The sequence below is a fragment of the Natronorubrum halalkaliphilum genome (assembly GCF_009834785.1).
Classification (GTDB): Archaea; Halobacteriota; Halobacteria; order Halobacteriales; family Natrialbaceae; genus Natronorubrum; species Natronorubrum halalkaliphilum.
Genome location: NZ_WUYX01000044.1, coordinates 38,437 through 58,591, shown reverse-complemented (window position 1 = coordinate 58,591; position 20,155 = coordinate 38,437). Strand labels below are relative to the sequence as shown.

Annotated in this window: 21 protein-coding genes; 12 read left to right on the top strand and 9 right to left on the bottom strand. The window is 62.6% G+C overall.

The window, feature by feature from the left end; all coding sequences use genetic code 11:
• Positions 1-54 precede the first annotated feature (54 nt).
• A complete protein-coding gene (locus GS429_RS14425) occupies positions 55-810 on the bottom strand; it encodes a DUF5781 family protein (protein WP_160066067.1) in 756 nt (251 codons plus the stop codon).
• Positions 811-1,032: 222 nt separating this feature from the next.
• On the opposite strand from GS429_RS14425, the gene GS429_RS14420 reads away from it, so the two are divergent.
• Positions 1,033-3,219 (top strand): elongation factor EF-2, encoded by a 2,187-nt coding sequence (locus GS429_RS14420; RefSeq protein ID WP_160066066.1) that lies wholly within the window; start codon positions 1,033-1,035, stop codon positions 3,217-3,219.
• Positions 3,220-3,405: 186 nt separating this feature from the next.
• Here GS429_RS14420 and serS read toward each other — a convergent pair whose 3' ends face one another.
• Both serS and GS429_RS14410 read right to left on the bottom strand, forming a co-directional pair.
• Positions 3,406-4,785 (bottom strand): serine--tRNA ligase, encoded by a 1,380-nt coding sequence (gene serS, locus GS429_RS14415; protein ID WP_160066065.1) that lies wholly within the window; start codon positions 4,783-4,785, stop codon positions 3,406-3,408.
• A 67-nt stretch (positions 4,786-4,852) separates the two neighbouring features.
• The gene (locus GS429_RS14410; protein ID WP_201294025.1) at positions 4,853-4,993 is read right to left on the bottom strand and encodes a hypothetical protein; all 141 of its coding nucleotides are present in this window, start codon (positions 4,991-4,993) and stop codon (positions 4,853-4,855) included.
• A 603-nt stretch (positions 4,994-5,596) separates the two neighbouring features.
• Between GS429_RS14410 and mgtE the strand changes: the two genes are divergently transcribed.
• Positions 5,597-6,634, top strand: coding sequence for a magnesium transporter (gene mgtE / locus GS429_RS14405; RefSeq protein ID WP_160066063.1), 1,038 nt, complete (start codon positions 5,597-5,599; stop codon positions 6,632-6,634).
• Positions 6,635-6,753: 119 nt separating this feature from the next.
• Positions 6,754-6,948 (top strand): cold-shock protein, encoded by a 195-nt coding sequence (locus GS429_RS14400; RefSeq protein ID WP_160066062.1) that lies wholly within the window; start codon positions 6,754-6,756, stop codon positions 6,946-6,948.
• A 167-nt stretch (positions 6,949-7,115) separates the two neighbouring features.
• On the opposite strand, the gene GS429_RS14395 is transcribed toward GS429_RS14400, so the two are convergent.
• Positions 7,116-7,520 carry a fluoride efflux transporter FluC gene (locus GS429_RS14395; RefSeq protein ID WP_328821405.1) on the bottom strand — a complete coding sequence of 135 codons (405 nt, stop codon included), beginning with the start codon at positions 7,518-7,520 and terminating at the stop codon, positions 7,116-7,118.
• Positions 7,517-7,930 carry a fluoride efflux transporter FluC gene (locus GS429_RS14390; RefSeq protein ID WP_160066061.1) on the bottom strand — a complete coding sequence of 138 codons (414 nt, stop codon included), beginning with the start codon at positions 7,928-7,930 and terminating at the stop codon, positions 7,517-7,519. Before GS429_RS14390 ends, GS429_RS14395 begins: the two co-directional genes overlap by 4 nt.
• 284 nt (positions 7,931-8,214) lie before the next feature.
• On the opposite strand from GS429_RS14390, the gene GS429_RS14385 reads away from it, so the two are divergent.
• Positions 8,215-9,117 (top strand): cation diffusion facilitator family transporter, encoded by a 903-nt coding sequence (locus tag GS429_RS14385; RefSeq protein WP_160066060.1) that lies wholly within the window; start codon positions 8,215-8,217, stop codon positions 9,115-9,117.
• Here GS429_RS14385 and GS429_RS14380 read toward each other — a convergent pair.
• A complete protein-coding gene (locus tag GS429_RS14380) occupies positions 9,114-9,506 on the bottom strand; it encodes a sensor histidine kinase (protein WP_328821414.1) in 393 nt (130 codons plus the stop codon). The two genes, GS429_RS14385 and GS429_RS14380, sit on opposite strands and share 4 nt — an antisense overlap.
• A 152-nt stretch (positions 9,507-9,658) precedes the next feature.
• On the opposite strand from GS429_RS14380, the gene GS429_RS14375 reads away from it, so the two are divergent.
• The 7 genes from GS429_RS14375 (at position 9,659) to GS429_RS14345 (ending at position 16,306) form a co-directional block, all read left to right on the top strand.
• A complete protein-coding gene (locus GS429_RS14375) occupies positions 9,659-10,585 on the top strand; it encodes an MBL fold metallo-hydrolase (protein WP_160066059.1) in 927 nt (308 codons plus the stop codon).
• 523 nt (positions 10,586-11,108) lie between these two features.
• Entirely contained in the window at positions 11,109-13,067 is a 1,959-nt protein-coding gene (locus tag GS429_RS14370; RefSeq protein WP_160066058.1) for an AMP-dependent synthetase/ligase, read from the top strand.
• 133 nt (positions 13,068-13,200) lie between these two features.
• Positions 13,201-13,863, top strand: a complete 663-nt coding sequence (locus tag GS429_RS14365) for a helix-turn-helix domain-containing protein (RefSeq protein WP_160066057.1) — start codon at positions 13,201-13,203, stop codon at positions 13,861-13,863.
• Positions 13,864-14,038: 175 nt separating this feature from the next.
• Positions 14,039-15,256, top strand: a complete 1,218-nt coding sequence (locus GS429_RS14360) for an RNA-guided endonuclease InsQ/TnpB family protein (protein ID WP_328821404.1) — start codon at positions 14,039-14,041, stop codon at positions 15,254-15,256.
• Positions 15,257-15,397: 141 nt separating this feature from the next.
• On the top strand, positions 15,398-15,673 hold the full coding sequence (locus tag GS429_RS14355; RefSeq protein ID WP_160066055.1) for a HalOD1 output domain-containing protein: 276 nt from the start codon (positions 15,398-15,400) through the stop codon (positions 15,671-15,673).
• A gap of 46 nt (positions 15,674-15,719) precedes the next feature.
• On the top strand, positions 15,720-15,932 hold the full coding sequence (locus tag GS429_RS14350; protein WP_235920814.1) for a TrkA C-terminal domain-containing protein: 213 nt from the start codon (positions 15,720-15,722) through the stop codon (positions 15,930-15,932).
• Between the two features lie 101 nt (positions 15,933-16,033).
• Entirely contained in the window at positions 16,034-16,306 is a 273-nt protein-coding gene (locus GS429_RS14345; protein ID WP_160066054.1) for a hypothetical protein, read from the top strand.
• A gap of 39 nt (positions 16,307-16,345) precedes the next feature.
• Here the strand turns inward: GS429_RS14345 and GS429_RS14340 are convergent, their stop codons facing one another.
• Positions 16,346-16,915 (bottom strand): DUF2391 family protein, encoded by a 570-nt coding sequence (locus GS429_RS14340; protein ID WP_328821403.1) that lies wholly within the window; start codon positions 16,913-16,915, stop codon positions 16,346-16,348.
• 186 nt (positions 16,916-17,101) lie between these two features.
• Between GS429_RS14340 and GS429_RS14335 the strand changes: the two genes are divergently transcribed.
• Positions 17,102-18,790, top strand: a complete 1,689-nt coding sequence (locus GS429_RS14335) for an aldehyde ferredoxin oxidoreductase family protein (protein WP_160066052.1) — start codon at positions 17,102-17,104, stop codon at positions 18,788-18,790.
• Between the two features lie 353 nt (positions 18,791-19,143).
• Here the strand turns inward: GS429_RS14335 and GS429_RS14330 are convergent, their stop codons facing one another.
• Both GS429_RS14330 and GS429_RS14325 read right to left on the bottom strand, forming a co-directional pair.
• On the bottom strand, positions 19,144-19,533 hold the full coding sequence (locus GS429_RS14330) for a hypothetical protein (protein WP_160066051.1): 390 nt from the start codon (positions 19,531-19,533) through the stop codon (positions 19,144-19,146).
• Positions 19,534-19,652: 119 nt separating this feature from the next.
• Complete coding sequence (locus tag GS429_RS14325) at positions 19,653-20,126, bottom strand: DUF7344 domain-containing protein (protein WP_160066050.1); 474 nt, start codon at positions 20,124-20,126, stop codon at positions 19,653-19,655.
• Between the last annotated feature and the right edge of the window lie 29 nt (positions 20,127-20,155).

Genomic DNA, 20,155 nt, shown 5'->3' with positions numbered 1-20,155 from the left:
CAGAGAACTGTTGGTTGCGTAGCCGCCACCGCTCGGCGACCGAATACTCGGTAATCAGTCCGCCGCAGGCCCCTCCCCACCGACGTACGCGCGGGTCGCGTCCACGAGCACCTGTCGGTAGCTGCTCGAGTCCGGATCGCGGGCGAGCTCCCGGAAGCGACGTTTGAACCCCTGGAAGTCGATACCGGGGGCGTCCATCGCGGCCGCGTGTGCGAGGTCGTACAGCCGGTGTTCCTCGTCGACGAGGTCGTGGCGTTCGGCGAGGGCCAGTGCGAAGGCCGCGTTGACTGCGGTAATCTCCGGATCCGCGCTCGCGGAGAGCCGTTCGAAACCGGGCCGCGACGGCGTCTCGGGTCGGTCGGCGACGGCCATCGCAAGACTGGACTCGAGGAAGGAGAGCAGTTTCTCGCCGGGGCCGACCGCGAGTGTGATATCGTCGGCGTAGATGTCTTTCATGTGGTTCGCGATCTGGTAGCAGTGAGAGAGCTTCCGCCGTTCGACGCTCTTGCCGGCCAGTGCGAGGTAGAGCACTTCTTCGGTCGACTGGGTGTGTGAGGGGTGGTCCTGTTCGTGTCTGGCCATGTGGGCGAACTCGTGGAGGGCGAGTTCCCGGGCCATGGCGCTCGAAGCGGCCTGTCTCGAGATGTTCAGGACGTGGCGGTCGTCGTAGTGGGCGGCCCAGGTTCGTTCGTCCGGGTCGTCTCGAAGGTGTACGTAGACCGGGAGCGAGAGGTCGTGTTCGGTTTCGAAGAGGTCACGAGCGCTGAGAAATGGGGAGGTTGGACCAGGGCCCTGTACGCGGATATCCATGTGTGTAGGTAGCAAGGGCCCGAAGAATTTCACTCTTTTGTGCGCCAGGGTGTGAAACGTGGGTGTCGATACTGTCAGCGTCGAGTAGCGTGTCCCGAACAATTGTGCGAGGGATTCACTCACTCAAATTGGATATTCCAGCGTTCGGACGGGGAACAACGGCGGATTCCGGCGGCGACGAAACACTACCCTTTTGACCCCGCTGGCGGTAACAGGGTGTATATGGGCCGACGCAAGAAGATCGTCCAAGAGTGTGAACGGCTGATGGATAACCCGGAGAACATCCGGAACATCGCCATCGCCGCTCACGTCGACCACGGCAAAACAACCCTTTCTGACAACCTCCTCGCGGGTGCGGGCATGATCTCCGACGAGACTGCCGGCGAACAGCTCGCGATGGACACGGAGGAAGACGAGCAGGAACGTGGGATTACCATCGACGCGGCGAACGTTTCGATGACCCACAAGTACGAGGACACGAACCACCTCATCAACCTCATCGACACGCCGGGCCACGTCGACTTCGGTGGCGACGTCACCCGAGCGATGCGCGCCGTCGACGGTGCGCTCGTCGTCGTCGACGCCGTCGAAGGGGCCATGCCCCAGACGGAGACGGTGCTGCGACAGGCGCTCCGCGAGGGCGTCAAGCCGACCCTGTTCATCAACAAGGTCGACCGCCTCATCTCGGAGCTCCAGGAAGGACCCGAGGAGATGCAGGAACGACTCCTCTCGGTCATCCACGACGTCAACGAACTCATCCGTGGCATGACCGAGGAGATGGACGACATCGACGACTGGACGGTCTCCGTCGAAGACGGCACCGTCGGCTTCGGATCCGCCCTCTACAAGTGGGGCGTTTCCATGCCGTCGATGCAGCGTACCGGCATGGACTTCGGCGAGATCATGGAACTCGAGCGCGCCGACAAGCGCCAGGAACTCCACGACCGGACGCCGCTTTCCGACGTCGTGCTCGACATGGTCTGTGAGCACTTCCCGAACCCGGTCGACGCACAGCCACGTCGTATCCCGCGTATCTGGCGCGGCGACGACGAGTCCGACCTCGCAGAGTCGATGCGACTCGTCGACGAGGACGGCGATGTCGTGTTGATGGTCACCGACATCGCGATGGACCCCCACGCCGGCGAAGTCGCCTCCGGCCGCGTCTTCTCCGGTACCCTCGAGAAGGGTCAGGAGCTGTACGTCTCCGGAACTGCGGGCAAGAACCGCGTCCAGTCCGTCGGTGTCTACATGGGTGGCGAACGCGAGGAGGTCGACCACGTTCCCGCCGGAAACATCGCGGCCGTGACCGGTCTCAGAGACGCCATCGCCGGTTCGACCGTCTCCGGCGTCGAGATGACGCCGTTCGAGTCGATCGAACACATTTCCGAACCCGTCATTACGAAGAGCGTCGAGGCCCAGACCATGGACGACCTGCCGAAGCTCATCGAGACGCTGCGTCAGGTCTCCAAGGAGGACCCGACGATTCAGATTACGATCAACGAGGACACCGGCGAACACCTGATCTCCGGACAGGGTGAACTCCACCTCGAGGTCATCACCCAGCGTATCGAGAAGAACCAGGGCATTCCGGTCAACACCGGTGAACCGATTGTCGTCTTCCGCGAGGCGATTCAGCAGGCGAGCGATCAGGTCGAGGGTATCTCCCCGAACCGCCACAACCGCTTCTACATCTCCGTCGAGCCGCTTTCGGACGACCTCGTCGAGACGATCAAGAAGGGCGAGGCCACGATGGACATGCCAGAGCAGGAACGCCGCGAAGCCCTGCAGGAAGCCGGCATGGACAAAGACGACTCGCAGGTCGTCGAACACATCCACGGCTCGAACATCCTGCTGGATCAGACGAAGGGTATCCAGCACCTGAACGAGACGATGGAGCTGTTCATCGAGGGACTCGAGGATGCCCTCGATAACGGTCCGCTGGCAAACGAGCCGGTTCAAGGGACGCTCATCCGTCTCCACGACGCCAAGCTTCACGAGGACACCATCCACCGCGGCCCGGCACAGGTCATCCCCGCAACCCGCAACGCCGTCCACAAGGCGTTGATCGACGGGACGATCAAGATGCTCGAGCCGATGCAGGACGTCCGTATCGACGTGCCAAACGACCACATGGGTGCCGCCTCCGGCGAGATCCAGGGTCGTCGTGGCCGCGTCGACGACATGTACCAGGAAGGCGATCTGATGGTCGTCGAGGGGATCGCCCCCGTCGGCGAGATGATCGGCTTCGCGAGCGACATTCGCTCCGCGACCGAGGGTCGTGCCTCCTGGAACACCGAAAACGCCGGCTTCGAGGTCATGTCCGACTCGCTCCAGCAAGAGCACATCATGGAGATCCGCGAGCGCAAGGGTATGAAACTCGAGCTGCCGCCGGCTATCGACTACTTGTAAGCGCTACCGAGCACCTCTCGCGTTTTTATTTCTATTCGCTTCGATCCCGAGCAGCGGCTCTGCACAGGATTGTGTTCAGATGCCACGGGGTGGCCCCCGAAGCAGTTGGCAGCTGCCAGCTAGCAGCTGCTACCCGTATTTCGATCCTGACGAAAACGCGAACGAATCGAGGGTGGCTAACTGCAGTTACTCCCGTTCGCCCGCACCGAGCGCCGACTCGCCAACCTTCTCGTGACCCTCGATAACCTCCTGGCCGCCCATGTACGGCCGCAACGGTTCGGGGATCGTCACGGTGCCGTCCTCGTTCTGATAGTACTCGAGAATCGCCACCATAACCCGGGGAATCGCGACGCCCGAGGCATTTAAGGTGTGGAGATATTCGGCCGATTCGTGGCGTTCGGGCCGGTAGCGCAGGCCGGCGCGACGGGCCTGAAAGTCCTCGAAGTTCGAGGCGCTCGAGACCTCGAGCCAGCGGCCGCCCTCCTCGGGGCCGTCGTCCATATCGTCGCCGGGGGCCCAGACCTCGATGTCGTAGGTCTTCGCGCTCGCAAAGGTGAGGTCGCCAGTACAGAGTTCGAGGATGCGGTAGGGAAGGCCGAGCCGTTGGAGGACGTCCTCGGCTTCCTCGAGCAGCCCCTCGAGGCGGTCGTAGCTGTCCTCGGGTTCGACGAAGTTCACCAGCTCGACCTTGTTGAACTGGTGGACGCGGACGATACCGCGGGTTTCGGTGCCGTGCTCGCCGGCCTCACGACGGAAATTCGGGGTGTAGGCCTGATGTTTGAGCGGCAGATCGTCCTGCAGGAGGATCTCGTCGGCGTACATGTTGGTGACGGGAACCTCTGCGGTCGGGCAGAGCCAGAGGTCGTCGTCTTCGTACTCCGACTCGTCGCCGCCGAGTCGGTACGCGTCGTCGGCGAACTTCGGTAACTGGCCGGTGCCGCGCATCGACTTGCTCGTGACCGGCACCGGCGGGAAGACGTCGACGTACTCCTGTTCGCGGTGGAGGTCCAGCATGAACTGGATCAGCGCGTGTTCGAGCCGTGCGCCGTCGCCTTTGAGGAAGTAAAAGCCCGACCCGGTCGTCTTCGCGCCGCGTTCTTCGTCGATGATGTCCAGTTCCTCGCCGAGGTCGTAGTGGGGGGTGATCTCGTCGTCGCCATCGACGCGCAACTCATCGAATCCCCAGCGTCGGTCCTCGACGTTATGTCGCTCGTCGATCCCCAGCGGCACACTCTCGTGGGGGATCTGGGGCACCTCGAGCAGCCGTTCTTTGAGTTCGTCTTTGAGGCCCGCAGCCTCGTCCTCGACGTCTTCGATCTTCGATTTGAGCTCTTTCGACTCTCTGATCGCTTCCTCGCGCTCTTCGTCTTTGCCTGCGGCGACCAGTTTGCCGATCTCCTTGGTGATCTGGTTGCGCTCATGGCGCAGTTCGTCGCCGCGGGCTTTCAGTTCTCGCCACCGCTCGTCGATCTCGAGGATCTCGTCGAGGTCGACGTCGGCACCTCGGTTGTCGAGGGCGTCGCGCACCTCCTCGGGGTTTTCACGCAGATAGGTCCGATCGAGCATTGCTCGTGCGTTCTTTGCGCCCGGCCAAAACCGTGTCGGAGTCCCTTTTCGGTCCGGTTCGCTCGCGTTAGCCGACGTATCCGACCAGGAGGGAGACGAGTTCGAGATAGCCGAGCGCACCGAGGATGGCGACGATGACGGCGAGGGCTACCGGGACGAGCGGCTGTCCGCGCTCTCGTAGTCGGATCGTCCGCAGGAATCCGATCATTGGGTGGGTCGCCTCCGTCTGACGGTTCGCTGAACGGTAACCCATCGGTTTCTTCCGTGGGGGTGCGATTCGAATGCCATACCACTGACGGCCACAGCAGTACACTTGAAAGTCAGTCAGACGCTCGACAGACGCGGTCAGACGCCTGACGGACGCAGAGGTGTTCGGGCCCGCTCTCGGGACCGCGAACCCGTCGACTCCGACGGAGGGCCCGCACGTACAGACGTTGGCGCAAACGCGCTGTCCCTCTCTCGAAGCGAGACCATTGTCCGAAGACCGAAGCGCCTCGAGGGGTAGGTGATCGGGGTCACCGGCGTGTCGTCGGGCATCGAATATTCGTCTCTAGGCGTTACGATAGCGGCCGTCTCCCATAGTAATCAGACACATTATTAGGGTGGATGAGGACTATTTTTAGACACAGCTAATAACGGCTCGAATGCATGCTGGATACTAACCACAGTAGTCGAGACGGTATCGAAACGGCAATCAACGACGGGGCTGCGACGGCCCACGGGCACGGACGGACGGTCGAGAAACTGATTCTCGACCCCATTCGGGGCATGTTCACCAGCGCCACTCGCTCGCACAGCCGGGGGGAGGTGTATGGGGGCTGCTGATCGCGACCTCGAGTTCCACGCGGATCGGGTCGGCGAGGTAACCGACGACGAGTACGTCGCCGTCACGCAGGAAACGTTCGTCGGCCACGCCATCGACGAGTTCCGCGACTTCGAACCGGTTTCCGACGAAACGACGGTCTACTACCTCTACGTCACCGACAACGCGGGCCGACTCGTCGGCGTCATGTCCCTCCGAGAGCTTCTCAACGCGCCGGAGGACGACGTCGTCGAGGATCACATGGTGACCGACCTGTTTACGATCGACGCCGGTGCGGATCCGGAGTACGCCGCCGCAGAGATCGCGGATCGGGACTTCCCCGCGTTGCCGGTCGTCGACCGGGACGGCGTCCTCGTCGGCGTTCTCCGAACCGACGACATGCTCGAGGTCGTCGAAGAGGAAGCGACCGAAGACATCCTGAAAAGCGCGGGCTTTTCGTTCGCCGACGTCGAGCAGTCCCGTAGTTCGGCTATCCTCGAGTCCTCGATTCCGCGAATTCTACGGCTGCGACTGCCGTGGCTGATCGTTGCACTGGCCGGCGGACTGCTCGCCGGGGGCGTGATCGAAGTGTACGAGGAAACGCTCGAGGCGGTCGTCGCACTCGCGTTCTTCGTTCCGGTTATCATGGACATGGGCGGGAACGTCGGCACACAGGCGTCGACGATCTTTGTCCGCGGGCTCGCACTCGGACAGATCGACGACCGAAACGCGATGCGATACTTCGCTCGCGAGGGATTCATCGGCCTGTTGATCGGGCTGATCATCGGCTCGATCGGCGGCGGTGCAGCTTATTTCTGGCAGCGAAACGAACCGTACGCCCTCGAGTTGGCGATGGTCGTCTTCGTCGGACTCGTCTCGGTCTGTGTGGTCGCGTCCGTCGTCGGGTACGTCATCCCATGGATCATGAACAAACTCGGATACGATCCGGCGGCCGCATCGGACCCGCTGATCACGACGGTCAAGGACGTGACGGCGCTGCTGATCTACTTCTGGTTGGCGGCCGTCCTGCTCCAAGAGCTCCTGTAGCAGGACCTCGGGAACCGAGCGGCGTCGCTTCCGTTTTCGATTCCGGCACCGCCGAACGAAAGCGTGGTACCACGACCCTCGCAAGCGTTATCCGTGGCGTGGTCCTCTATCTGGTTGTAATGGCAAACGGTACGGTTGATTTCTTCAACGACACAGGCGGCTACGGTTTCATTGAGACGGACGACGCGGACGATGACGTATTCTTCCACATGGAAGACGTCGGCGGCCCGGATCTCGAGGAAGGCACGGATATCGAATTCGACATCGAACAGGCCCCCAAGGGCCCCCGCGCGACGAACGTCGTCCGCGAATAACTCCGACTTCACCGTCGCGTTATGGCGACGCTGAACGACGATATCATTTTTGAGACGTTACGCACCGAGCTACAGTGTTACTGACCGTCAGTGGCTCCTATAGCTACCATGGCGCATGAAACGACGTTCCCGTTCACGGTGGCCGTCGTCCGCGCAACGACGGGCGATTAAAGCGGCCCCATCGAAACGATCCCCCAGGCGACTCCGATCGCCGCGAGCGAGAGCGCGAGATTGCCTACGGCGTTGGCGGCGGCGATCAGCCGGTCACCGCGTTCGTACAACTGGACGGTCTCGACCGAAAACGAGGAGAACGTCGTGAACGCGCCACAGATGCCGATGCCGACGAGTTGAAGCGTCGACTCGCTCGCGCCGGCGAACACCGCGACGCCGAACAGAAAACTCCCGAGCACGTTCACCGCGAGCGTCGGCCAGGGAAACCGTTCGCTCGAGAACTGCAGATAGACCCAGTGGCGCACCACGGCCCCGATCGCTCCGCCGGTGCCGACGATGTGTGCGGGTTCGGGGTCGAAGGTAACGGCTCCAGGGACGGCGAGCGCGAGCGCGGAGGTCACGCCGTCTCACCCCCTGTGGCGGGACTGGAACCGTCGCGGAGCCGGCGTGCAAGCGCTCGACTCGCGAGGACGGCGGTGAACCCGAGTCCGTAGTTCCCGGCGACAACGGCGACGAGCAACAACGGATCGGCCGCCAGCGCGCTCTGGATCGCGAACGTGCTGTAGGTGGTCAGCGAGGAGAGAAAACCGGTCGTGAAGACGGTCCGGGACTTGCTCCCGACGAGCCCCGAGTACTGGGCTTCGTAGACGAGAAAGCCCAGCGCGAACGAGCCCAGTATGTTCACCAGCAACACGGCCTGTATCTCCGATATCAGGCCGAGCGCGAAAAACCGGAGGTTCGAACCGGCGAAGCCGCCGATGCCGATCAGTGCGAGCGTCTCGAGTCGAACGAGGGGGTGGTCGGCTGCCATAGCTGTCGTCGTCGGCAGGGACCGTCAGCCGCCCTCGCAATCGGGGTCGGTATCTGGGTCGAGTTCGGCCGTCGACGCGACGACGCCGAGTGCGAGCGGTTCGGCAGTTGGATCAGGCGGGCCCCATCGCCCGGATACGCCACGGTTCTCACAGGACCGGTATCAGGGTTGCGACTCGCAACCTCGAGGCCGCCGAGATGCCCGGTTCCGAGACGGGCCTCAGCTGTCCGCTCGAGCGACCGCGGAAGGAAAAGACCCAAGTTTAGACTCCCTCTAAATCAGCCATGGCCGATGCCGAGGACGAACGACGCGGGTTCACACGAGCATCGTGGGCGAACGTCCTCGGCAACGCGGCGAAGATCATCGTCGAAGGGGCCGCGGGGCTGGCCTTCGGCAGTGTCGCGCTGCTGGCCGACGCGGCCCACTCCATCGCGGATCTGGTCGCGAGCATCGTCGTCCTCGTCTGGGGCCGGAGTTCCTACGACGAACCCGACGACACCCATCCCCACGGTCACGATCGGATCGAACCCCTGACGGCGCTGTTCGTCGGGAGCGTCATCGCACTACTCGGCTTGAACCTGCTTTACGAATCCGCTCAGGGGTTGCTCCACGGCGTCGACGTTCGCTTCAGTCCGCTGTTGTTCGGGGCCCTCGCCTTCGCGATCATCGATATGTATCTCGTCTACCGCTACACCGAGTACATCAACGAAGGGCTGAACTCGACCGCGCTCAAGGCGCTCGCGACGGACTGTCTGAACGATATCTACACCTCTCTTGCCGCCGTCGTCGGCGTCATCGGCGTCTTGCTCGGCCAACCGCTGCTCGACCCGCTCGCCGGCGCACTTGTCAGCCTGCTGGTCGTCTATCAGGGCGTCGAAATCGGCCGCGAGAACGTCGACTATCTCATCGGCGCCGCACCCGACCCCGAGAAACGGTCGGAGATTACAACCGCCCTGCGGAGCCATCCCGACGTCGAGGGCGTTCACGATCTCACGGTCTTCTACGACGGCACCGTTCTCGAGGTCGAGGTCCACGTCGAGGTCGACGGCGACATGCCGTTCCGGCAGGCCCACGACGTCGAGTCGGACCTCGTCGCTCGAGTGCGGTCGCTCGAGGACGTCGGCGATGCCCACGTCCATCTGGATCCCTCGGGAATCGGCGAGTGGAAGGATCGCCCGGACGATTAACGGATTGTCGTACCGGAGTCTGTGTCCGTGTTCCTGACTGTGTCCCTTTCCGTCCCCGTCTCTTCTCGCCCCGCCGCTCCGTCGCCGGACTCGCCCTCGGGCGTGGCTCGCTGCAGCGTGACGGCGAACACGCTGCCGTCCGGGCCGGTTTCGACCAGTTCGATACGTCCGCCGTATCGGTTCGCCAGTATTCGGGAGAGGTACAGCCCCAGGCCGTGATGCTGCGATTTGCGCTCGAACAGCGTCGCTCGGGTATCGGCCGAAATTCCCGGCCCGTTGTCCGCAACCGTAACCGTCGCGGTTTCGGGCGTCGTCTCCACGTCCACCTCGATACGCGACGCGTCGCTCTCGGCGTGTTCGACGGCGTTCTCGAACAGATTCCGGAAGATCCACGAGATGCCGTCGTTCCCACGGACGAGTACCGAACCCGGAATCGCGGCATCGATCTCGATATCGTCGAAGACGTCGCCGAGGTGGACCGGAACCCCGTTCGTTCAACCGCGACGGTAGCTTTTATCCTATCGGCCCACGCGGTACCGGTATGGGATCGGAAATCGGTGCGGTACGGGAGGTAACGGCCGGTGACTGTACGGACTGTTACTACCTCGACACCGGCATGTACGACACCGAGGAGTACGGCGCCGCCTACATCCTCGACGACGAGCGACCCGCCGTCGTCGAAACCGGGATCGGCACCAACCACGAACTGATTCTCGAGGCGCTCGACGAACTCGGAATCGATCGCGAGGAGCTCGCGGCCATCGCGGTGACGCACATCCACCTCGATCACGCCGGCGGAGCGGGTTTTCTCGCCGACGCCTGTCCGAACGCCGACGTCTACGTGCCGGCTCCTGGCTCGGGGCTGCTCGTCGATCCGACGCGACTGGTCGAGGGGACGAAAAACGCCGTCGGCGATCAGTGGGAGTTCTACGTCGAACCGAAACCGATTCCCGAGGAGCGGATCGTCGAAATCGAGGACGGCGACAGTATCGACCTCGGCGACCACGAACTGCGGGTCCACGAAGCGCCGGGCCACGCGTTCCACCAGGTGATCTTTGAAGATCCCGCAAACGACGCCGTCTTCACCGGCGACGCCGCCGGTATCTGGGTCCCACAGACCGAAGAAATCAGGGAGACCTCGCCGCCGTCGGACTTCGACCTCGAGGGCTGTCTCGACGACGTCGAAACGCTGATAGAAATCGATCCCGACGTGTTGCTTTACACCCACTTCGGGCCGCGGGAAGTCGGTGACGACGCCGAAACGGTTCTCGAGGAGTACGCGACGGTCCTCAGCGAGTGGGTCGACGCCGTCGCCGCGAAACGGGCGGAACTCGAGGACGATACGGCTGTGGTCGGACACTTCGCGAACGCGGGCGAGATGGCCGACGTCTGGGGGGAGCGCAAGGCGAGCGCCGAGGCCGCGATGAACGCGCGAGGCGTCCTCGGCTCCCTCGGGGAGCGGGACTGATACGGATTGCTGTAACTATTGACCGCCGATCACCAGGGACGTGGTCGGTGATCGGCGGTAATTGACTACAATAAACCGTATGAGACGGTCCGCTGCACCGAGTTACCGGGGCAACCACGGAGCGCTATGATCGCGCCCGAACTGACCTAGGCGGTCCGAATGAGCCGATCGGTCGCCGTCGACGGGCGAACGGGGGTCGGGGACTCGAGACGGGTAGGACGGTTGCTGGCCGGTGCGGGTACTGGCTCGAGTCTCGTTTGAACTGGACCAGTAATACTGCTTGTCCAATTATAGGCGTATTATCTCCTGAAATGGTCACCTTCCGCTGGCCGATCTCGCCGTGAAGGTGTGGATCTCCACGACAGCGCAACCGGTTCCGGAGCAACTTCAGGCCGTTTTCCAGTATCGCTCGATACCGATGGCTACAGCCGACATACTTCGAACATTCACAAATAATAAACGCCGGCACGGATGATTTCCGTTTCAGTACGTTTTATCGCGCGGGAGGTACTGTCACACGTATATGAACTGGTGGGACGCCGAACGAGAGTACGAGGACGAGGTAATCGGGGAGACGACGCTCGGACGGATGTTCGAAAATGCCGTCGAACGGAACGCGAACCGGCCAGCACAGCAGTACAAGGGCGGTATCTACGATCGATCGCTGACCGACTCGGTTATTCCGGCCGCAACGCCCGGGGAGTTCCGGACGCTTTCGTACACCGAGATGCGGGATATCGTCCGCAATCTCTCGGCCGGGTTTCACGACCTCGGCGTCGAACAGGGCGACCGCGTCGGTATCTTCGCCAACACGCGCATGGAGTGGGCCCAGTGTGACTTCGCGCTGCTCGGTGTCGGTGCCGTCATCACGACGGTCTATACGAGTTCCTCGCCGAGTCAGGTCGAGTACCTGCTCGACGACCCCGACGCCTCCGCCGTCGTCGTCGAGAACGAGGAGCTACTCGAGAACGTCCTCGAAGTCGAGGACGAACTCGATCTCGAGTTCATCGTCTCGATGGACGAACTCGAGGGCTACGACGACCGCGACGACGTCTACACGCTCGAGGAGGTCTACGACCGGGGCGAGGAGACGTTCGATCTCGAGGCCTACGAAGAGCGCGTTGATGGGCCCGATCTGGACGATCTGGCGAGCCTGATCTACACGAGCGGGACGACGGGTCAGCCGAAGGGCGTCCAGCTTTCTCACTGGAACTTCCGATCGAACGTGAACGCGGTTCGGAAACGGTTCGCGCCGCGACCGGACAAACCCGACGACGTGCCGGCGCTCGACGAGGAATCGCAGGCCGTGTCGTACCTGCCGCTGGCGCACGTCTTCGAGCGAACGGCGGGTCACTTCGTGCTGTTTGCGACCGGCGCGTGCGTCGCGTACGCCGAGAGTTCGGAGACGCTCCAGGAGGACTTCAGCCTCGTCAAACCGACGACGGCGACGAGCGTGCCGCGGGTCTACGAGAAGATCTACGACGCGATCCGCGAGCAGGCCAGCGAGTCGTCGGTCAAAGAACGGATCTTCGAGTGGGCGACGGACGTCGGCGTCGAGTACCAGACGGCGGACTCGCCCGGCCCGATTCTGAACGCCAAACGGTCGCTCGCCGACAAACTCGTCTTCTCGACGGTTCGGGAGGCACTCGGCGGCGAGATCGAACTCCTGATCAGCGGGGGCGGGAGTCTCTCGCCGGAGCTCTGCCAGCTCTATCACGCGATGGGACTCCCCATCTACGAGGGGTACGGGCTGACCGAGACCTCGCCGGTCGTCACGACGAACCCACCGGAAGCGGTCAAGATCGGGACGATCGGGCCGGCACTTCCGGGGGTCGACCTGCGAGTCGACGAATCGGTCGCCGACCAGGAGGCGTTCACCGACGACCCCGGCGAGGTTGGTGAACTCCTCGTCAAGGGGCCGAACGTTACCAAAGGGTACTGGAACAAACCCGGCGCGACCGAGGGCGCCTTCACTGAAGACGAGGATGGCAACCGCTGGTTCCGTACCGGTGACATCGTCCACATGCGCCCCGACGACTACATCGAGTTCCGCGACCGCGTCAAACAGATCATCGTCCTCTCGACGGGGAAAAACGTCGCACCCGGCCCGATCGAGGACAGGTTCGCGGCCAGCGAGATCGTCGAGCAGGCGATGGTCGTCGGCGACGGCGAGAAGTTCATCGGCGCGCTGTTGGTCCCTAACACGGACCACATCCGTCAGTGGGCCGAGAGCGAGGGGATCGACCTTCCCGAGGATCCCGAAGCGATGTGTGACGACGAGCGCGTTCGCGAGTACATCCAGCGGGAAGTCGACCGCGTCAACGAGGACTTCGAGAAACACGAGACGATCAAGCAGTTCGAACTTGTACCGCGGGAGTTCACCGAGGAGAACGAGATGCTGACGCCGACGATGAAGAAGAAACGCCGCGTGATTCTCGAGGAGTTCGAGGACCGCGTCGATCGCATCTACACGGACGCTTAGGACCAATCACTCGAGGCGGGCCCGCGGACGACCACTCGAGGCGGGCCCGCGGTAGTTAGCGTCTCACTGTACTCCGGTCGGCGTCTATCGCTGGCCGAATCCTTATCCGACCGATCCCCATATTTCGAGCGGTATGACGTTCGTCGCCGAATTCAGCCTCCCCGCGTCGGAGTTTTCCGTCGGTGCCGTCCTCGAGAAACACTCGAACATTCGACTCGAGTTGGAAAGCATCGTTCCGACCCACCGCGGTCTGTTCCCGTTCGTGTTCGTCTGGAGCGACGGGGCGTTCGATTCGATCGAGGCCGATATTCGGGACGATCCGGCAGTCACGGGACTGGAGGAAATCGAGCAGGTGGAGGGCGGTCGGCTCTACCGGGTCCGCTGGGACGGGTCGACCGACGGTCTAGGGGAGGCAATCCGCGAATCGGAGGCGACGCTCCTCGAGGCGGTCGGAACCGGAGATAGTTGGACGTTCGAAATCCGCTTTCGCGAGCAAGAGCGCATCGAACGGTTCCAGGAACTCGTCGCTGAGTTCGATCTCGAACTGGTCCTCGAGCGGCTGCACACGCAACTCGAGATCAGCCCGTCCATGGAGTACGATCTGACCGAGAAACAGGTCGCAGCGCTCGCCACAGCCTTCGAATCCGGGTTTTTCGAGAATCCGAAGGAGACGACGCTCGAGGAGGTCGGCGAGGAACTGGGCCTCTCGGACGCGGCGGTAGCGGGGCGAATCAACCGCGGGCTCGACCGCCTGCTCTCCGAGACGGTGATGCGCCACGAGGACGAGTCGGCGTAGGTCCGCCGTCCCGTCCACAACTGTTTCCCCTCTCGGTCACGGTCCTCGAACGCGGACCACAATTTCAAACTAGGTAGCGAGGCGGATTCCCCGCCCCACCGTGGGCGGGGTTGAAGCCGACACTCACTGCCACAAACCACGAACTATTAACTACCTTCACCATCTATTGAAACTCGTGGCAGACGACTACCTGAGACGCACCGCAATCACCCGCCCCATCCTCACCACCGAGCAACAGGACTTGCTCGACGCCACCATCAGCGAGTGGAAAACTGCCTGCAATATCAGCAGCCGCATCGGATGGGAAAACGGTGAGACGCGGAAAACCTACCTCCAAGACCTCGCCTACGACACGGTGTTGGAGGAAACACGTCTCGGGAGTCAGCACGCGATTCTCGCCACCCACCAAGCCGCAGCCGCACTTGATGGTGTCGAATCAATCGAAGACCTCGACGAACACTACAAAACGTCCCGACCAGAGTTCACCAGTAACACGGTGAAATACGACACCCGGACGATGACGCTGTTCGATGACGGGTCTGTGTCGCTCTCCACTGTCGATGGTCGGATTCGGTGTGACCTGAACCTCCCTGACGAAGAAGACGGGTATCAACACGAATACCTCACCGATGATGAATGGGAAGTAACAGAGTCTACGTTATCAAAGCGTGATGGCGAATACTACCTCCATCTCGGGTTTCGCAAAGACAAGCCCGAGAAACAGGTCGAAAGACAGGATGACGACGAGGACAGGACAGTTCTCGGCGTTGACCTCGGCATCGTCAACATTGCCACCACCAGCACAGCGTACTTCGCATCGGGGAGAGAACTCAGGCACCGGCACCGGGAGTTCGAGCGGATTCGCGGCAACCTTCAACAGACCGGTACACAATCAGCCCATCGGACGATTCAGCAGATGAGCGGGAGGGAGTCACGGTATCTCCGTGACCAGCTCCATCAAGTCGCTAACCAGATTCTCGAAGAAGCACGAACATACGACTGCGAGTACATCGCGTTCGAGAATCTGAAGCATATTCGAGAGCGTGCGCCGCCTGTCAAAGAGTTTCACCAGTGGGCGCACCGCCAACTCGTTGACCTTGTGGAGTACAAGGCCGAAGCCGAAGGGATTAGCGTCGAGTTTGTAGACCCGAAGAACACGAGTCGACGGTGCCCCGAATGTGGTCACACGAGCGAGGGGAACCGGGTTCGACAGGCGGAGTTTGAGTGTGAGTCGTGTGGTGCGACTCAGAATGCGGATTACGTGGGTGCGAAGAATGTTGGGTGGCGGTATGTCCGTCGGGGCCTACAGTCGTCTCGGCGGACGGGCGACAGTCAACTCGCCCTGAAGTCAGGAACGGTGACGCCGAACCGGGGATTCGTCCCGTCCGACTAACTACGGTCGGTTGAGGTCGAGTTCACTGACAAGCCCCGCGCCACCGTGCGCGGGGCAGTTGACTACGTTGATTCACTAATGGTGTCGTTGACGGCGTTCTGGCGACTAATTTGGCCGTCGGAACGTTCCCGATTGATTTCGATGCGTGAGGACTCACACTCGTTCACGGAGCCGACGGTTCGCGCCGAGGTACAGGAACACGAAGAGCCGTCGATCGCCGTCGTTCGGGTGCTCGAGGCGCTGGAAGATGACGGAGTCAGCGCCCACGGCCCGCTCTACGAGTACGTGGATCCGGAGAGCGTCGACGCGCTGTTCGACGATACGACGACCGGAACGCGCAACGGGTCGGTGATGTTCTCGATCGAGGACGTCGACGTTTGCGTCATCGATGGGGAGTACGTCGAACTCCGGACCTGAGGCAGACGGTCGATCGAGGCGATAGCGACGGAGTCGTCGGTCTCGAGTGCGTCGTTACGCAGACCGTCTAAAGCACGAGTTCAAGGAAGGATCCGGCGTGGTCGTGCTCGCGATCCGCCGGGGCGACGGATGGACGTTCGATCCGACTGACGACCTCGCGTGTGCGTCCGACGAGACGCTGCTCGTTCGCGGGCCGCCACTGGGTGTCGATCGCCTGCGCGAACTCGCCAGCGATGGCGACGGCGACGGACTCGAGTGACGAGCGATTTTCGTCGACGCGGAGAAGGCGGCGGTCGATGCTTCGACGTTACTCGGTTTTTGTTCCAGAAGAGATATAGTATCCACCGAATGTGCTCCGGTATGGTTCGTCCCCGCTGGCGGTACACGCGCACCACCGCCGATGCTCTCCACCCCGGAACGACGGTTCGGTACCACTACCGAACCGGCGACTCGCTGGCAACCGTCGTCGAACGAACCGAGCGATTCGTGACGGTCGTCGGCGAGGAGTGTGACGGCCGATTCACCCACGACCAGATCGACCGACTGATCGAGGATGATCGACTCGAGGTCGTCCTCGACGACGAGAGCCACGTGCCGGACGACGGCGTTCCGGAACTGGAACCGTCGGAGTAAGCACCCGCCCGATCAATGCCTACCGAGAGCCGATGGCTCTCAACTCTCGCCGGGCAGAATGTCACCCAGCGAGCCGCCGATCGCCATCCCCGTGAAGATCACCGACACCTGACAGAGGTTCACCCAGGGTTCGTCCCAGGTAACCCGCCCCCACAGCGTCATCATCGCCGTCGCCGTCACGAACGCGATTCCGAGCACCCACACTGGTCGGCGCGGTACCACGCCGAAGTAGGGGTTGTGGATCTGTACGTCGCGGAAGTCGGCGACGTAGAGGATGCCGACGACCAGCGCGACGGCGAGCGCGAGGTTCGCGACGAAAAACGCCGGCGTCTCCGCGAGAAACTCGCCGATTTCGATGACGCCGTCCTCGACGAGCAGCGGCATCCCGATGACGACGCTCCCGACGAACGCCTCCGCTTTGTCCTTCCCCGTAAACTGGGTGATTACCCGGTTGACCATCCCGTTGTGCGAGAGCCGGTTGACCAGTTTCATCGTCCGACGAACCTCCTTTCGCTCGTCGGGATCGTCGACCGTCTCCTCGAGCGTCTCCAGTTGCTCGTAGAGGTCGTCGATCGTCGTCTCGTCAGGGGTTGCTTCTGCGCGTGACACACCACGTCTCTCACAGACGACGCTCAAAAATTCGCCGGAACCGTCCGACCGGCGCTGACGGATTGCTGCTCGATTCGACTACCGCCGTGGCGTTGTTGCCCATACTGTACTCATGACAGCCGAACGTTTCGTGCAGACGACCGGAACCGGTACCATTTTGCAGCGTCGGGTGCCACTACGTCTCATATGAAACACGTACGAGGACCGCTGTGTACGGTCGACGTTGGGAAACGGACTGCGGAAACCGAAGCGATCGACGAGCTGCTCGAGTCGTACCTCGGCGGGCGTGCGCTCGCGACCAAACTCGCCCACGACCGAGTCCCGTTCGACGTTGATCCGCTGGGTGCCGACAATCGCCTCTACTTCGCGACGGGGCCGCTCCAGCACTCGACGATGAGTTTCACCGGCCGAATGTCGGCGACGGGCGTCTCGCCGCTGACGGACGGTCTGCTCTCCTCGAACGCGGGCGGGTTCCTCTCGCGGAACTTCACCGGCACGGGCTACAGCGCGGTCGAGATCACCGGCGAAAGCGACGAACTCGTCATCGTGCACGTAACCGACGAGGGCGTTGAGTTCGAGGAAGTGCCGGATCTCGAGGAAGCGACCGTCCCCGAGACCTGCGAGTACATCGAGGACGAACACGGTCTCGAGGACGAACACACCGTCGTCATCGGACCCGCCGGTGAGAACCAGGTTCGTTTCGCTTCGATCATGACCTCCGAGGAGCGCGCCTTCGGCCGCGGCGGACTGGGTGCCGTACTCGGTTCGAAGAACGTCAAGGCGATTACCTTCGACGGCGACTCGACCCAGGAGGTCGAAATCCCGTCACTCCAGATGGAGATCCACGGCGAGGCGGCTCAGGCCGAGCATCCGATGAAACAGCAGGGAACCACCTCGGTCGCCGAGTACGCGAACATGGTCGAAGCCCTGCCGAGCTACTACTTCTCGGAGCTTTCTTTCGAGGGGCTCGACGGCATCAGCGGCGACCGCGTCGAAGAAAAGAAGTACAAGAAAGGGACCTGTTCGGCCTGTGCCTTCGCCTGCAAACTGCCGACCAGAGACGAGGAGTCCGGACTCGAAACCGAGGGGCCGGAGTACGAGACGCTCATGGCGTTCGGTTCGAACTCCGGTATCGACGACATCGTCGACCTGATGAAGTCGAACAAGCTCTGCGACGAGTACGGGTTGGACACGATTTCGGCCGGCGACACCGTCGCTGCCTACCTCGCGAGCGAAGACGAGTTCGGCAACGCAGAGCTCATCCACGACCTCGTCGAGAAGATCGCCCACCGGGAGGGCGTCGGCGACACGCTCGCCGAGGGTATCGACCGCATCCACGACGAACTGGGCGTCGAGAACTGGTCCGTCAAGGGGATGGAGTTCGCCGCTCACGATGGCCGGACCCTGAACGGACAGGGACTCGCCTTCGCCACCTCGAACCGCGGTGCCGACCACATGTACGCCGAGTTCTACCCCTACGAGTACCCGCTGGTCGACGCCGACGACGCCTTCGACAAGGAAGGCCTCGAGGGCAAACCGCCGAAGGTCGTCGAACTCGAGAACATCAACGTGATCAAAGACAGCGCGGTCCTCTGTAAGTTCTCGCGGGACTTCGTGACCAACGACCGCATGGAGACGCTGCTCGACGCCGACTACGAGGACCTACTCGAACTCGGCGGCGAGGTCGTTTCCCTCGAGCGCCACTTCAACAATCAGCGCGGCTTCGACCGCGGCGACGACACGCTGCCCTACGAGATTCCGGACTTCGACCAGGGTCTGTCGGAGTACTACGAGGAGCGCGGCTGGGACGATGACGGGACGGTGCCGGCCGACCGGTTCGACGCGGGATCGACCGGCGCGCCCGCGGACGACTGATACGGTTTACTGTAGTCAGACCGGCGCGCCCGCGGCCGCCGTGGGTTGCACGGTAACTCGGTAGAGCAGCCGTATGAAACGTATCGCGGGCCAGTCAGGCGTACTGAACGGTATCGACGTTCTTTTTTGCACCTGCGACCAGATCGATGTTCACTCGGCCAGGGCTCGTTCGCGTTCGGACGGTTCACTCGAAAAACCGACACCCGCGGCGCGGGGGGACAGCGAGGGGAGATGATGGCCGCCGCGGGATAACAGAACGATTCGGCGACGGAGGGATTACCGTTCGGCTGTACCAGGTCGGTCTTTTTGTCGGCTGGCTCCGAGCGAGTCGGGGCGCGCAGCGATCGATCACCCTACCGATTCCGCTCGTCGGTATCGCGTTCGCCCCAACTGCCGTGTGGGTCTCCCCACTCGTCGTCACCGTCTCGCTTCGCATCCCAGTCGTCGCCGTCGGGATCCGGTCGGTCGTCGCCCCGGGACGGCAGCGGCGCGTCGTCGGCTCGTGAGGGGTGTATGTTGTAGTTGTTTCCTCGGTAGGGATCGTTCTCCGGCTCGTAGGACAGCTCGCTGCGTTCGAACAGGTAGATGAAGAAGCCGAAGATCGGGATACAGAACGTGATCGCCGCCCACTTCTTCGGGGGCTCCAGACCGACCCGTCCGGCGTCGTAGTAGGTAACTGCAGTGAGGCCGACGTGCCAGGCGAGCGGAATCCCCACGATCGCCACCAGCAGTATCGTGCTCATACGACAACTACGGCTCGAAGGTACAAAACGGCCCGCCACGCGACGGGTTCCAGTCGTCGGTCGAACGATTTGCGCGTACCGCGTCGAGGGATCGCTCGTTCGATTCGGCTCTTCCTCGCTCACCGATTCCGGCCGAGCGAACGGACCAGTCGGCGAACGCTGTCGACGACGTCACGGCTCCGAGTCGTCGGTCGCGGCTGTTCGACCGGTTCCCACTCGGTCGCAACCGACGAAACGGTATCCAGCAGGCGTTCGACGCGAGCGTCCGGTCGGTAGTAAATCAGCTTCCGGTCCCAGTCAATCTCGACCAGCCCGACGTCCTCGAGTTTGGGGAGTTGTTGATGATAGAGCGCCGCCCGTAGTTCGGACCGTCTCTGTGGCTGCTCGTCGCGTCCGGGCTCTCCCCTGGGTTCGAGCAAACTATCGATGAACTGCCCGTCCGTTCCTCCCCGCAGCGTCTCGAGGATCTGCCGACGTCCCGGATCGACGAGCACCTCGAGCAGCGTCTCGACCGACGGACGATCGTCGGGGACCCGTCGGCCACTGTCCAGCGAGGAATCGTCTCCGATGGTCCGTTGATTTTTTGTCGTCATAGGTGACGCTGCTCGGGTACACAGCATCG